Source organism: Herbidospora mongoliensis (assembly GCF_001570545.1).
Lineage (GTDB): Bacteria > Actinomycetota > Actinomycetes > Streptosporangiales > Streptosporangiaceae > Herbidospora > Herbidospora mongoliensis.
This window is the reverse complement of the sequence record NZ_BBXD01000015.1, coordinates 277026-291627: the sequence shown is the minus strand read 5'-3', so window position 1 is coordinate 291627 and position 14602 is coordinate 277026. Positions and strand designations below refer to the sequence as shown.

Sequence of the window (14602 nt, the reverse complement as noted above, 5' to 3'; positions counted from 1 at the left end):
GAACCCCTCAACCACTCTCAACGCGCCGGGAATGGCCCTGGGATTCCTGCGAGGCGAATCTCGACAGTGGTCACCCGACGAACCTGACGTTCGCAGTATTTTTCCAACACAATGGCCGCCAGAATGGCCTTCAGCAGCGACGATATGCAGGAGACCCGGCAGCGCCAACCCCTAAGCCGCGTCGGTCCCCACCTATTCAGGCTTTGTCGCGCCGCGTTTCTCCGGAAAATAAGAGAGCTCGGGAGCCCGACAGGCCCCCGAGCGGGTGAACTTCCTGGTCAACTCGCGGAGAGCGGAAATTCCAGCATTCCGCGAATGATGAATGAACCACGCCGGCGCACCGGTCCCGCCTGCCGCAGCCTGGGCATCCGGGAGATAATCACCTGGTAGGCGACCTCGGCCTCCATCTTGGCCAGCGAGGCGCCCAGGCAGTAATGGATTCCCGAGGAAAAGGACAGGGTGTCGGCGCCGATGTCGCGGGTGATGTCGAAGCGCGCCGGATCGGGGAAGACGTCCGGGTCGCGATTGGCGCCGCCTGCGACGATCGCCAGTTCGCCGTCGACCGGGAGCGAGACGCCGGCCAGTTCGATCGGCTCGTGCGCGATCCGCCGGTAGGTCTGCACGGGCGGGTCGTAGCGCAGTGTCTCGGCGGCCACGCCGGCCGCCAGTTCGGGCCGTTCGGCCACCATCTCCCACTGTTCGGGGTGGCGCAGCAGCGCGAGCACGCCGTTGCCGATCAGGTTGACCGTCGTCTCGCTGCCGGCCAGCGGCAGGAACATGCACAGCGGCACCAGCTCGGCCATGGACAGCCGGCCCTCGTCGACCATCGGCAGCATCCGGCTGATCATGTCGTCACGCGGGTCGGCCCTGCGCTGCGCGATGATGCCGGTGAAAAGCTTGGTCATGCCGGCGAGCGCCGCGTCGACGCTCTGTTTCTTCTCGTACGTCACCACACCGTCCAGCAGCGGGGTGATCTCCCGGCTGAGAACGTAGAACGTGCGCCGGTGCTCCTCCGGGATGCCGACCAGGTCGGCGATCACCGCGATCGGCAGGTGCTGGGCGAAGGCGGTCATCAGGTTGAACCGGTCGCCGGTGGCCAGCAGGTCGTCGATGAGCCGGTGGCAGATCTTCTCGGCCCGGGTCCGCCAGCGTTCGGCCATCCGGGGGTTGAAGGTCGGCGTGGTCATGCGGCGCAGCCGAGTGTGGTCGGGCGGGTCGAGGCCGAGCATGGAGTTGTCGAACTGCATGAACTCCGGCGCTTTCTCGCCGTTCGCCTTTCGCACCCCGAATCGGCGGTCGCGCAGCACCTCGTTGGCGAGTTTGTGATTCGTCGTCACCCAGGTGCCGAGCGAGCTCTGGTAAAGGACGCCGCGGGCCCGGAGCTCCTCGTAGTGCGGATAAGGGTCGTCGGGCGCGGCCAGGACTTTCGCATAGGGATCGCCCTGCTTGGCCAGCGTGCGGATGAGTTCGTGAAAGAAACGCATCTGCGTACGAAGTTGCCGCTCGTTCGACTCCATCGTTCACGCGCTCCTTTGTCCTCTGCGTGAGGCCGAGCTTAGGCAGCGCCGATGGGAGCGCATACCCCTATATCCACATGACCCCCTAAGTCAACCCTTGATTTCCCCGCCATCGGACGCAAGGACCGGAACGCCGTTTACGCTCACTTTCGTGTGTGCCCTATGCCAAGATCCATGTGACCGTTGATCGCCGAAGATTTCCGAGTGCTGAGGAGACGTACACCGTGTCAGTGATCGTCGTGTCGGAGCTGCGCAAGCAGTACGACCACAAGGTCGTCGTGGACGGCTTATCTTTCGAAGTCGAGGAGGGAGAGATCTTCGGCATCCTCGGCCCCAACGGCGCAGGCAAGACCACCACCGTGGAGTGCATCGCCGGGTTGCGCAAGCCCGACGGCGGGACCATCTCGGTGCACGGTCTCGACCCGCAGCGTGACGGCACCAAGCTCCACCAGATCGTCGGCATGCAGATGCAGCAGAGCGCGATGCCCGACAAACTGCGCGTCGCCGAGGCGATGGAGTTGTACGCCTCCTTCTACGACAACCCCGTCGACTGGCGCGCGCTGATGGCCGACCTCGGGCTGAAGGAGAAGGCCGACAGCGCCTACGAGAAGCTCTCCGGCGGGCAGAAGCAGCGCCTGTCGATCGCCCTGGCCCTGGTGGGCTCCCCCAAGGTCGCCATCCTCGACGAGCTGACCACCGGCCTCGACCCGGGCGCGCGCCGGGACACCTGGGAGCTGATCGAGCAGGTCCGCGACCGCGGCATCACCGTCCTGCTGGTCACGCACTTCATGGAGGAGGCCGAGCGGCTGTGCGACCGCCTGGCCATCATCGACGGCGGCAAGATCATCGCGCTGGACACGCCGACCGGCCTGGTGGCCAAGGTCGACCAGGACCAGAAGGTCCGCTTCCGGCCGGGCTCCACGCTCGACGACGAGCTGCTGACCGTGCTGCCCGAGGTCACCTCCGTCGAGCGGCACCACCAGCAGGTGGTGGTCACCGGCACCGGCAACCTGATGCACGCCGTCACCTCGGTGCTGGCCCAGCACCAGATCGTCGCCCTGGACCTGCGCTCCGAGCAGGCCACCCTCGACGACGCCTTCATCGCTCTGACCGGCCGCCGGTTCGACCACGCCGCCGAGTGATCCGCCCCCGTCACCCCTCCCCCGCCCAGTAAGGAGACGACAGTGCGGGCACTCAACCGACTCACTGCCGTGGAGTTCAAGCTTTTCCTGCGAGACCCCGCCGCGTACTTCTGGACGTTGATCTTCCCGGTCGCCCTCGTGGTGATCATCGGGAGCGTTCCGTCGTCGCGGGAGGTCAGTCCGGAGCTCGGCGCGCGCGGCATCGACTACTACACGCCGATCATCCTGGTCATGTCCTTCGCGCTGCTGGCCCTCTTCATCACCCCGACCTACCTGGTCGGATACCGCGAGAAGGGGATCCTTCGCCGGCTGTCGATCACGCCCGTCGGCCCGGCCCGGGTGCTGCTCGCCCAGCTCGCGGTGCAGGCGGTGATCGCCGTCGTGACGACCGTGCTGGTGCTCGGCACGGCCGCCGTGGCCTTCGACGTCAAGCTGCCGTCCAACGTCCTGGGCTTCCTGCTCGCGTTCCTGCTCACGGTCGGGATGCTGCTGGCCATCGGGCTCTTCATGGCCTCCGTGCTGAAGACCACCAAGGCCGCGACCAGCGCGGGCAGCGCGCTGTTCTTCCCGCTCATGTTCTTCGCCGGGATCTACGTGCCCAAGGAGATGCTGCCGGACGCGCTCGCCACGATCGGTGACTTCACCCCGCTGGGCGCCGCCGTGCTGGCGTTCAACGACGCGGCCGCGACCGGCATGCCCTCCGGCATCACCGTGATCGTGCTGGCCGCCTACGCGGTGGTGTTCGGCGTCGGCGCGGCACGTCTGTTCCGCTGGGAGTAGTCAGAAACCAGGGCGGCCGCCTTCGTCCATGCCGAGGGCGGCCAGTTCGGCGGTGGCGCCGCGCGGGTCGGTGATCGCGCGTTCCGCCACCGCCGACAGGTCCAGGGGGACTCCGTCCGGAGTGAACAGTTCGGCGGGTTCGGTCCAGGAGTGCCGCCAGGTGGCCTGGCCCGAGCGGATGGCGGCCAGGTTCATGAACATCTCCAGCGGCGGCACGAACAATTCGGGCAGGTCCTCAGGAACGGCGTCCGGGAACAGAGGCCGCGCGGCGTCGGCGAGGCGGCCCTCCTCCAGGAGCCGCAGCACCTCGGGCAGTCCCGATCCGGTGAGGCCGATGGCCCGCAGCATCACGTCGACCCGGTGCTGCAACTGCGCGGTGACGGCGACGTGCGTGAACTCCGGCCAGTCCAGAGCGGGGCGCGCGACGAGCTCCGGGTCCGCGTCGTGCACCGCCTTCCCGGCGGCGGCGAGGTCGGGGAGCAGCAGCGCGGCGGGCCGTTCGTCGGCCGCCACGTCGGAGACGGGGAACCGGGCGGTGACGGCGGCGACGCGGGCGGCCTGGGACGGATAGGGATCCCGCCATGACCAGGTCGTGGACAACGGCTCGGCCCGTAGGTCGTCTACCTCAGTCTTGCGGGCCGCCACGAACTCGGCGAACCCCCCGAACAGATCGGCGGGCGTGTACTCCGACGCCTCCCAGCCCGGCCACACGTAGGAGTCGTAGAAGACGCTCTGCACCTGCTGGAGCGCCGTCATCTCGCTCAGCGCGCCGACGGCGGCGACCGGCCCGGCCACCCGCGCGCCGGCGGCGTCACAGCGCCGCTCCTGGCGACGGCGGACGGCGCCGTCGATCAGCGTGTACACCCACGCGTACGCGCGGAACGCCCACCCGGCCGGGTTGCCGGGGCGGAGGCGCCCGCCGGCTCCGGTGATGACCATGCCGCACCACTCGGCGATGCCCCGCGCCCGGGCGTGACCGGCGGCCAGGTGCTCCACGTGGTGCGCGAGACCGAACCGCATCTGGCCGAGCGTCACGATCTGTAACAACGGCAGGCCGACGGACAGGAGGCGGCGGCCCCGCAGCAGGGTCTCCTCCGACCGGATGTTCATCTCCGCCATGAGCCGGATCTCGTCCGGGGGACGGGTTCCGGCGGAGGCGGCCAGCTCCCGCACCAGCTCCCACAGGTCAGGGGCCTGATCAGGGTCCACCACCGCCCCGGGCGGCGAGTACCGGCGCGACCGCAGCGCCCGCCCCAGACCGGCGCCCAGCGCGACGAACAGGGCGCCGGCGCAGCCGAAAAGGATCAGGCAGAGCACCATGTAGGCCACGGCCGAGGACGCGGGCAGGGGTCCCGGAGGCACCGGGGGCAGCACCCGCAGCACCAGGGCGAACCCGGCGAGCTGTGCGGCCGCCACGACGAACAAGCCGCACAACATGCCGATGGCTACCAGGGCGCGTCCCATGTGATCACGTTAGTGCTAGATGTCGAGCTCGCTGTCGATGAGCGCGAAGATGTCGTCTCCCGTGGCCGACTCCAGGTCGCTGTCGTCGGGTACGTCGAGCAGCGCCCCCTCAGCCGTCCGCAGCCGGTCGATCATCAGCTCCAGTTTGGCCCGCAGGGCCGCCCGGTCGCCCGCGGCCAGCCCGGTGAGCTCGACCTCCATCCGGGTCAGCTGACCCATCAGGTGCTCGGCCGGGGTGGCGTCCGAAGGCAGCAGGCTGGCCCGCAGATACCGGGCGAGCGCGGCCGGGGTCGGGTGGTCGAAGACCAGCGTCGGCGGCAGCCGCAGGCCGGTGGCGGTGTTCAGCCGGTTGCGCAGCTCGACCGAGGTCAGCGAGTCGAACCCCAGGTCCTTGAACGGCCGTTCGGCCGCGATCACGTCGGCCGGGCCGTGCCCGAGGACCGTCGCGGCCTGGCTGGTGACCAGGTGCAGCAGGGTCGCGTCCCGCTGGGCGTCGGCCATGACCGCCAGCTGGTCGGCCAGCGAAGGCCCGTCCACCTGGCGGCTGTCGACGGCCCGCCGCGCCGGTCCGCGCACCAGCGCGCGCAGCAGGGCGGGAACGGGGTGCGTCCCGGACCGCAGGGCGGCCAGGTCGATGGGGATCGGCATCAGGTGCGCCCGGGGCAGCGTCAGCGCCCGGTCGAACAGGGCCAGCGCCTGCGGGGTGGGCATCGGCCTGCTGAGGGTGCGGACCCGGGCGAGGTCGGCGTCGCCCAGGCCGCCGGTCATGGCGCTGGCCTGGGCCCACATGCCCCAGGCGAGCGACTGGCCGGGCAGTCCGAGCGACCTGCGGTGGACGGCCAGCGCGTCGAGGAAGGAGTTCGCCGCCGCGTAGTTGGCCTGGCCACCGGTGCCGAAGGTCGCCGACACCGACGAATAGAGCACGAACATCGACAGGTCCAGGCCGGCGGTCAGCTCGTGCAGGTTGACCGCCGCGTCCGCCTTCGGCCGCAGCACCGCGCCGAGCCGCTGCGGGTCGAGCCCGCCGAACACGCCGTCGTCCACCACACCGGCGGCGTGGACGACGCCGATCAGCCGGTCCCTCACCAGGTCGATCACCGAGGCGAGCGCGTCGCGATCGGCCGCGTCACAGGCGACCACCTCGCCGACCGCGCCCAGGTCGGCCAGCTCCGCCACCAGGGCGGACGCGTCCGGGCTGTCCGGCCCGGTGCGGCTGAGCAGCAGCAGGTGGCGGACGCCGTGTCCGGTCACCAGGTGCCGGGCGAGCACGCCGCCGAGCGTCCCGGTGCCACCGGTGATGAGCACCGTGCCGTCCAGGTCCGGCGTCACCGTGGTCTCGGTCGCGGCGGCCCGGACCAGGCGCGGCACCCACAGGCTGCCGCCGCGGACCGCGACCTGCGGCTCGTCACCGTCGACGACGGCCGGCCACGTGGCCCACATGTCGTCGGGGTCGCCGGCGGGATCGGCGTCCACCAGCAGGATCCGGCCGGGCAGCTCCGTCTGGGCCGACCGCAGCAGACCCCACACGGCGGCGCCGACGGGATTCACGCCGTCCGGCTCGACCGGCATCGCTCCCCGGGTCACGACGACCAGCCGGGAGTCGGCGAAGCGTTCGTCGGACGACCACTCCTGCACCGCCGTCAGCACCCGCGCGGTCACCGCGTGCACCTCGCCGGCGTCGCCGGACCACTGGTCCGGCACCGGCAGCACCACCACGGGCGACACCACGTCGTCGCTGGCGGTCGTCCAGCCGGAGGTGTCGGGCGTCACGGCGGACGACTCGACCAGCGGCACCCAGTCGACCGCGAACAGCGCGTCCTTCGCGGGGTCCGCCACGGGCTGGAGCGCCTCGGGCGAGACCTCCCGCATCATCAGCGATTCCACGCTCGCCACCGCCGCGCCGACGCCGTCGGCCAGCCGCAGCGACACGCCCTCCTCCCCGGGCTGGACCATCACCCGCAGCACCGAGGCGCCCACGGCGTCCAGCCGGGCTCCGGTCCAGGCGAACGGCAGTCCCATGCCCGTCGTCCGCGCCACCCCGGCGGTCAGTCCCACCGAGTGCAGCGCCGAATCGAGCAACGCCGGATGCACGTTGTACGCGGCCGCGTCGGCCACCGCCTCCTCCGGCAGCGCGACCTCGGCGTACACCCGGTCGCCTTCGCGCCAGGCCGCTCGCAGGCCGCGGAACACCGGGCCGAAGTGGTAGCCGCGCTCTCCCAGGGCGTCGTAGAAACCGTCAAGAGGCACCGCCTCCGCGCCCTGCGGCGGCCAGACCGTGAGGTCGATCTCCGTCGGGGCGAGCGCGGCCGTCAGCACTCCGGCGGCGTGACACGTCCAGGGCCCGTCGCCGTCGGCCTCGGGTCGTGCGTAAATCTCGACCGTCCGGTCGCCCGTGGGGTCGGCGGCGCTCACGGTGACCTGGATCTGGGCGGCGCTCCGCTCCGACAGCACCAGCGGGGTCCTGAACACCAGCTCCCGCACCGCCGGGCAGCCGACCAGCCCTCCGGCGGCCCATGCCATCTCCACCAGCGCCGTGCCCGGCACCAGCACCTGGTCCAGCACGGCGTGATCCGCCAGCCAGGCGTGCGTGGCCAGCGACAGCCTGCCGGTCAGCAGCACGGCTCCGTCACCGGCCGACACCACCGCCGCGCGCAGCATCGGATGCCCGACGGCCGTCTGGCCCATCGCGCCCGCATCGCCCAGGGCGAGAGCGGTCTCCGGCCAGTAGCGCTGCCGCCGGAACGCGTAGGTCGGCAGTGCCACCCGGCGTCCACCGGGGAAAGCCGTGTGCCAGTCGATCTCGGCACCGGCCGTCCACAGACGGGCGAGCGCGGTCAGCGTCGTCTCGTGCTCGTCGCGGCCGCGGCGCATCAGCGGGGCGAACACGCCGTCGACGGACTGCTGGGCGAGGCCGGACAGGACCCCGTCCGGGCCGAGCTCGACGAACCGGGTCACGCCCTGCTCGCCCAGCTGCGTGACACCTTCGGCGAAGCGGACCGTCTCGCGCACCTGGCGGACCCAGTAGCCGGGTGTGGTCATGTCGCCAGACACGATGGGGATCTGGGGTTCGGCGAAGGTCAGTGTGGTCAGGACCTGGGCGAATTCGTCCAGCATCGGTTCCATGAGCCTGGAGTGGAAGGCGTGCGAGACCTTCAGTCGGGTGTGCTTGAAGCCTCGGGTGGTCCATTCCTCGATGACGTCGGCGGGGCCGGAGATCACCACGGAGTCGGGGCCGTTGATCGCGGCGATGTCGACGCGATCATCGACGATCTGATCTTCGGTGGCCTGAAGGGCGAGCATCGCGCCGCCTGCGGGAAGCGCCTGCATCAGGCGGCCTCGCGCGGCGACCAGGGTGCACGCGTCTTCCAGGGACAGGATCCCCGCGCAGTGGGCTGCGGCGACCTCGCCGATCGAGTGGCCGAGCAGGTAGTCCGGGACGACCCCGAGCGACTCCAGCAGCCGGAACGACGCCACCTCGACGGCGAAGAGCCCGGCCTGGGCCCACATCGTCTGGTCGAGGTCGGTCCCGTCGGACAGCACGTCGCGCAGAGGCCGGTCGAGCCGGAGGTCGAGTTCCGCGCAGACCGCGTCGAAGGCGTCGGCGAAGACCGGGAACGCGTCGTACAGGCCGCGTCCCATCCCGGGCCGCTGCGACCCCTGACCGGTGAACAGGAACGCGGTCCGGCCCTCATCGGCGACGCCCGAGATCACCTCACCCGTGGCCATCACCACCGCGCGATGCGGCAGCGCGGCCCTGGAGAACAGGGAGTGCGCGACATCGGCCGCCGCCGGCTTCGACGCGGCCACGAATGCGGCCAGCCGGTCCTGCTGCGCCCGCAGGCTGTCAGCGGTCTTGGCCGACACCGGCCACAGCACCGTGGCCGGGGCCTCGTCAGAAACCGATTCCGGTACGACCGGAGCCGCCTCCACGATCACATGCGCGTTGGTGCCGCTGACCCCGAACGACGACACGCCCGCCCGGCGCGGCCGACCCGTCGAGGGCCAGGGCCGGGCCTCGGTCAGCAGCTCGACCGCGCCCGCCGACCAGTCGACGTGGGGAGTGGGCTCGTCCACGTGCAGCGTCGCGGGCAGCGTCCCGTGGCGCATCGCCTGAACCATCTTGATCACACCGGCCACACCTGCGGCGGCCTGGGTGTGGCCGATGTTCGACTTGATCGAGCCCAGCCAGAGCGGCTCCTCCCGGTCCTGTCCGTAGGTGGCGAGCAGCGCCTGGGCCTCGATCGGGTCGCCGAGCTTCGTGCCGGTGCCGTGCGCCTCCACGACGTCCACGTCGGAAGACTGAAGTCGGGCATTGGCCAGCGCCTGGCGGATCACCCGCTCCTGCGACGGGCCGTTCGGCGCGGTCAGGCCGTTGGACGCGCCGTCCTGGTTGACCGCGCTCCCCCGGACGATCGCCAGCACGTCGTGGCCGTTGCGCTGAGCATCCGACAGCCGTTCCAAAACGAGGACACCGACGCCCTCGCCCCAACCGGTCCCGTCGGCCGCGCCCGCGAACGCCTTGCACCGGCCGTTCGACGACAACCCGCCAGGAAGGGCGAAATCGGCGAACGCGTTGGCGGTCGACATCACCGCGACGCCGCCCGCCAGCGCCATGTCGCACTCACCGCCACGAAGGGCCTGCGCCGCCAGGTGCAGCGCCACCAGCGACGACGAACACGCGGTGTCCACGGTCACGGCCGGGCCTTCGAGGCCGAAGGTGTAGGCCACCCGGCCGGAGATCACGCTCATGGCCGTGCCCGTCAGGAGGTGCCCTTCGACGCCGTCAAGCACCTGGCCCTGTCCGTAGCCCGAGGGCGAGGCGCCGGCGAAGACGCCCGTCAGGGTGCCGCGCATCGAGTGGGGGTCGATGCCGGCGGTCTCGAAGGCCTCCCAGGCGCTCTCCAGGACGAGCCGCTGCTGCGGATCCATCGCGAGCGCCTCGCGGGGAGAGATGCCGAACAGCGCGGCGTCGAAGTCGGTCGCGTCGACGAAGCCGCCCACGCCGGCCATCTGGTCGGGCCAGCCCCGGTCGGCGGGGAAGGGCGACAGGGTGTCGGTTCCGGCGGCGACGACGTCCCAGAGCTGGGCGGGGTCGCGGATGTCGCCGGGGAAGCGGCAGCTCATGCCGATGATCGCGATCGGGTCGTCGAGACCCTGCTCCGTCACCTGAGCGGGCGCGAGCGAGTCCGCCTGGCCGAGGCCGAGTTCGCCCTGGAGGTAGGTGGCGAGGGCGGTCGGGGTCGGGTGGTCGAACACCATCGTCGCGGGCAGTCGCAGCCCGGTCTGCTGGTTGAGGCGGTTGCGCAGTTCGACGGCGGTCAGGGATTCGAAGCCGAGGTCCTTGAAGGTCCGCGTCGCCGCGATCGCCTGCGTGTCGGGGTGCTTGAGGACCGAGGCGACCTCGGTGCGGATCAGGTCGAGAAGGATCTGCCGGCGCTGGGATGTCGGCAGCGGGGCGAGCCTGCGCACCAGCGCCGAGTCGTCGTGGTCGCCTGCCGTCGTGACCGGCTCCGGTCGCGCTTCGGGCAGTTCGGCGAGGAGCGGGCTGACCCGGGTCGCGGTGAAGGTGTCGGTGAAGCGGGGCCAGTCGATGTCGGCGACGGTCAGGCACTCTTCGCCGCCGTCCACGGTCTGGGCGAGGGCCTGGATCGCCAGTTCCGGGTCCATCGGGATCATGCCGCGTTCGCGCAGGTAGTCGCGGGCGCCCTCCTGCGAGGCCATGCCGGTCTCCCCCCAGGCGCCCCAGGCCACGGAGGTGCCGGCGAGTCCCTGGGCGCGGCGCTGGGTGACCAGCGCGTCGAGGTAGGCGTTGGCCGCGCCGTACGCGGCCTGGCCGCCGCTGCCCCAGATACCGGCGCCGGAGGCGAACACGACGAACAGGTCGAGGTCCTGGGTGAGTTCGTGCAGGTTGGCCGCGCCGTTCACCTTGCCGCTGAGCACCTCGGCCAGTTCGGCGGGCCCGGCCTGGTCGAGCATCGTGGGGTGGCCGACGCCTGCGGCGTGCACCACTCCCGTGAGGTCGGGAACGGTGGCGAGCAGGCCGGCGAGGGCCGTCCGGTCGGCCACGTCGCAGGCGGCGACAGTCACCCGGGTGCCCAGCTCCGTCAGTTCCGCCACCAGGGCGTCAACGCCCGGCGTGGCGGCGCCTCGACGTCCGGTCAGGATCAGGTGAGGCACGCCGCGTCCGGCCAGCCAGCGGGCCACGACCGCGCCGAGCGCGCCCGTGCCGCCGGTCACCAGCACCGTGCCCTCCAGCGGGCGCACGCCGGTCTCGCCGGCGGTGTGGGGAGCGCGGACCAACCGCCGGGCGAACACACCCGACGCGCGGACCGCGAGCTGGTCCTCATCGCCCGCGCCACCGCTCAGGATCGCCGCCAGCCGAGTTCCGGCGCGGGCGTCGAGTGTGGCGGGGACGTCGATCAGGCCGCCCCATCGGCCGGGATATTCCAGTGCCGCGACCCTGCCCAGGCCCCACGTTTGAGCCTGGGCGGGACTGGTCAGCGGGTCTGACCGGCCGATCGAGACCGCGCCGCCGGTCAAAGCCCACATGGGGGCGGTGATGCCGGCGTCGCCCAGGGACTGGATGAGAGTCACCGTCGCGGCCAAATCGGCACCGAGCAGGGAGACCACTCCGGCGACCGGTCCGACCTCACGAAGAAGCCCGGCCGTCGCGTCGCGATCGGACACGGTCACCGTGATCACGTCCGCGCCCGCCGACCGCAGAACCGCCGCCACTTCGTCGCCGTCGTCGTCGGCCGCCAGCAGCCACGATCCGCTCAACGTGGGTTGCGCGGGCAGGTCCGACACCGGCTTCCACACGATGCGGTAACGCCAGGAGTCGATCACCGCGTCCCTGCGGCGTCCGCGACGCCAGGCCGACAGCGCGGGCAGGACCTCGCCGAGTAGTTCCGGCGCCTGCTCCAACTGCAGCGTGCCTGCTAGTGCTTCCAGGTCCTCGCGTTCCACCGCGTCCCAGAACCGGCCCTCCACCGGGTCCACATGAGCGATAGCCTCGACCGCAGGTAGGGGCATCGGCCAGTAGCGCTGCCGCTGGAACGCATACGTCGGCAACTCGATCCGGCGGCCACCCTGGACGAATCCGGCGAAGTCGACGTCGACTCCCGCGCACCAGGCTTCGGCCAGCGACGCCAGGAACCGGTCCTGACCGCCGTCGTTACGACGCAGCGTGCCTACCGTGACCGCTTCTTCCGCTGTTTCCTGTACGCCGATCGTCAGCACCGGATGCGGACTGCATTCCACGAACACGGACCGGCCGTCGGCGATGAGCGATCGGGTGGTCTGCTCGAAGCGCACCGGAGAACGAAGGTTCTGATACCAGTACGCGGCATCCATGACCGTCGTCTCGATCGGCGCACCGGTCACCGTCGAATAGATCGGAACCGCCGAAGCCACCGGCGTGACCGGGGCCAGCACAGCCAAGATCTCCTCGCGGATCAGCTCCACCTGAGGGGAATGCGAGGCATAGTCCACCGGAATCCGGCGAGCCCTGATGCCCCGCGACTCACACTCGGCCAGGAGCTCGTCCAGCGCCTGCGGCTCACCGGCCACCACCGTCGACGACGGCCCGTTGAAAGCCGCGATCCCGTTCGGGAACAACTCCTCCACCTGCTGATGTCCGGCCGCGACGGAGACCATGCCGCCACCACCGGCCAGCGCGATCAGCGCCTTGCTGCGCAGTGCGACCACACGAGCGCCGTCTTGCAGCGACAGCGCCCCCGCCACGACAGCGGCGGCGATCTCACCCTGCGAATGCCCGATCACCGCTGAGGGATGGACACCGTGTGCCCGCCATGTCGCGGCGAGGGAGACCATCACCGCCCACAACGTCGGCTGCACCACATCGACCCGCTCCAGGCCGGTGCCGTCGCGAAGCACCTCGCTCAGCGACCAGTCCACGAACTCCGACAGCGCCGCTTCACACTCGGCCAGCCGCTCCCGGAACACCGGGGAGGAGTCGAGAAGACCCTGCGCCATCCCGACCCACTGCGAACCCTGACCAGGGAAGACGAACACCACGCTTCCGGCCGTGCTGCCGCCCCGCACCACGTTCGGCGCGGAGCCGTCGTCGGCGAGCGCGTCCAGCCCGGCCAGCAGTTCCTCACGCTCGGACCCAAGTACCACCGCGCGATGCGGCAGCGCCGCCCGCGACAGCAGCGAGCGTGCGACGTCCGCGTTCTTCACGCCGTCCCAGGTCACGAACTCGCGCAGCCGGGCCGCCTGGCCACGCAGCCCCTCGGCCGTCTTCGCCGCCAGCACCCACGGCACGGGGCCGGCCGGGGAAACCGCCGGAACCTCCGTCTCGGCCGGGGCCTGCTCCAGGATGACGTGCGCGTTCGTCCCGCTCATCCCGAACGACGACACGGCCGCCCGGCGAGGACGGCCCGCCGACGGCCACGGCCGGGCCTCGGTCAGCAGCTCGACCGCGCCCGCCGACCAGTCGACGTGCGGGGACGGCTCATCGGCGTGCAGCGTCGGCGGCAGCACCCCATGGCGCATCGCCTGCACCATCTTGATCACACCGGCCACACCCGCAGCAGACTGCGAATGCCCGATGTTCGACTTGATCGACCCGAGCCACAACGGCTGGTCCGCGCTACGTCCCCGCCCGTAGGTGGCGAGCAGCGCCTGCGCCTCGATCGGGTCACCCAGCCGGGTGCCGGTGCCGTGCGCCTCGACCACGTCGACATCAGCGGTGGACAGCCGCGCGCCCGTCAGCGCCTGGCGGATCACCCGCTCCTGCGCCGGACCGTTCGGGGCCGTCAGGCCGTTCGACGCGCCGTCCTGGTTGATCGAACTGCCCCGCACCACCGCGAGGACCTCGTGCCCACGACGCCGCGCGTCCGACAGCCGCTCCACCAGGAGCAGCCCCACGCCCTCCGACCAGCCCGCGCCGTCGGCCTCCGCCGAGAACGACTTACACCGTCCATCGGACGACAGACCTCCCTGCTTTCCGAACTCCACGATCGTCATGGACGAGGTCATCACCGTCACCCCGCCCGCCAGCGCGAGATCGCAGCCGCCCTCCCGCAGCGACTGGATCGCCATGTGCAGCGCCACCAGCGACGACGAACACGCCGTGTCCACCGTCACCGCCGGGCCTTCGAGCCCGAACGCGTACGCCACCCGGCCCGACAGGACGCTGGGCGCGCCGCCGGTCAGCAGGAAGCCCTTGTCGCCGTCGGCCACCGCCATGCCGGCGCCGTAGCCGGATCCGGTGCCGCCGATGAACACGCCCGTCCGGGTGCCGCGCATGGTGTCCGGGGCTAGGCCCGCGCGTTCGAACGCCTCCCAGGCCGTCTCCAGCAGCAGCCGCTGCTGGGGCTCCATGCCGAGCGCCTCGCGGGGCGAGATGCCGAACAGGTCCGCGTCGAAGTCGGCCGCGCCGTCCAGGAAGCCGCCCTGGGCGGCGAGGGTCTCGCCGAGCCCGTCGGCGCTCCAGCCCCGGTCGGCGGGGAACGGCGTGATCGCGTCCCTGCCCTCGGCGACCAGCCGCCACAGGGCGTCCGGTGAGTCGACGCCGCCGGGATACCGGCACGCCATCGACACGATCGCGATGGGCTCGTGCGCGGCGGCGGTGAGCTCCCGGTTCTGCGTGCGCAGCAGTTCGGTCTCTTTCAGCGAGACTCGCAGCGCTTCGACGTAGTCCTCTATGGAAGCGGCCATCGCAGGCTCCTCGTT

Annotated in this window: 5 protein-coding genes; 2 read left to right on the top strand and 3 right to left on the bottom strand. The window is 71.3% G+C overall.

Going from position 1 to position 14602, the window contains the following annotated elements; translation table 11 throughout:
- Window positions 1-278: 278 nt before the first annotated feature.
- Window positions 279-1484, bottom strand: coding sequence for a cytochrome P450 (locus AW272_RS22460; RefSeq protein WP_169807597.1), 1206 nt, complete (start codon window positions 1482-1484; stop codon window positions 279-281).
- A gap of 257 nt (window positions 1485-1741) precedes the next feature.
- On the opposite strand from AW272_RS22460, the gene AW272_RS22455 reads away from it, so the two are divergent.
- Both AW272_RS22455 and AW272_RS22450 read left to right on the top strand, forming a co-directional pair.
- Window positions 1742-2659, top strand: coding sequence for an ABC transporter ATP-binding protein (locus AW272_RS22455; protein ID WP_066368510.1), 918 nt, complete (start codon window positions 1742-1744; stop codon window positions 2657-2659).
- Between the two features lie 69 nt (window positions 2660-2728).
- Window positions 2729-3439 (top strand): ABC transporter permease, encoded by a 711-nt coding sequence (locus AW272_RS22450; protein ID WP_218011012.1) that lies wholly within the window; start codon window positions 2729-2731, stop codon window positions 3437-3439.
- Here the strand turns inward: AW272_RS22450 and AW272_RS22445 are convergent, their stop codons facing one another.
- Window positions 3440-4903 carry a M48 family metallopeptidase gene (locus tag AW272_RS22445; protein ID WP_066368504.1) on the bottom strand — a complete coding sequence of 488 codons (1464 nt, stop codon included), beginning with the start codon at window positions 4901-4903 and terminating at the stop codon, window positions 3440-3442.
- A gap of 15 nt (window positions 4904-4918) precedes the next feature.
- Entirely contained in the window at window positions 4919-14587 is a 9669-nt protein-coding gene (locus AW272_RS22440; RefSeq protein WP_066368501.1) for a type I polyketide synthase, read from the bottom strand.
- Between the last annotated feature and the right edge of the window lie 15 nt (window positions 14588-14602).

Excerpts from the sequence above, each read along its gene's own strand:
- AW272_RS22445 (WP_066368504.1), bottom strand. The coding sequence starts at position 4,903 with ATGGGACGCGCCCTGGTAGCCATCGGCATGTTGTGCGGCTTGTTCGTC.
- AW272_RS22440 (WP_066368501.1), bottom strand. The coding sequence starts at position 14,587 with ATGGCCGCTTCCATAGAGGACTACGTCGAAGCGCTGCGAGTCTCGCTG.
- AW272_RS22460 (WP_169807597.1), bottom strand. The coding sequence starts at position 1,484 with ATGCGTTTCTTTCACGAACTCATCCGCACGCTGGCCAAGCAGGGCGAT.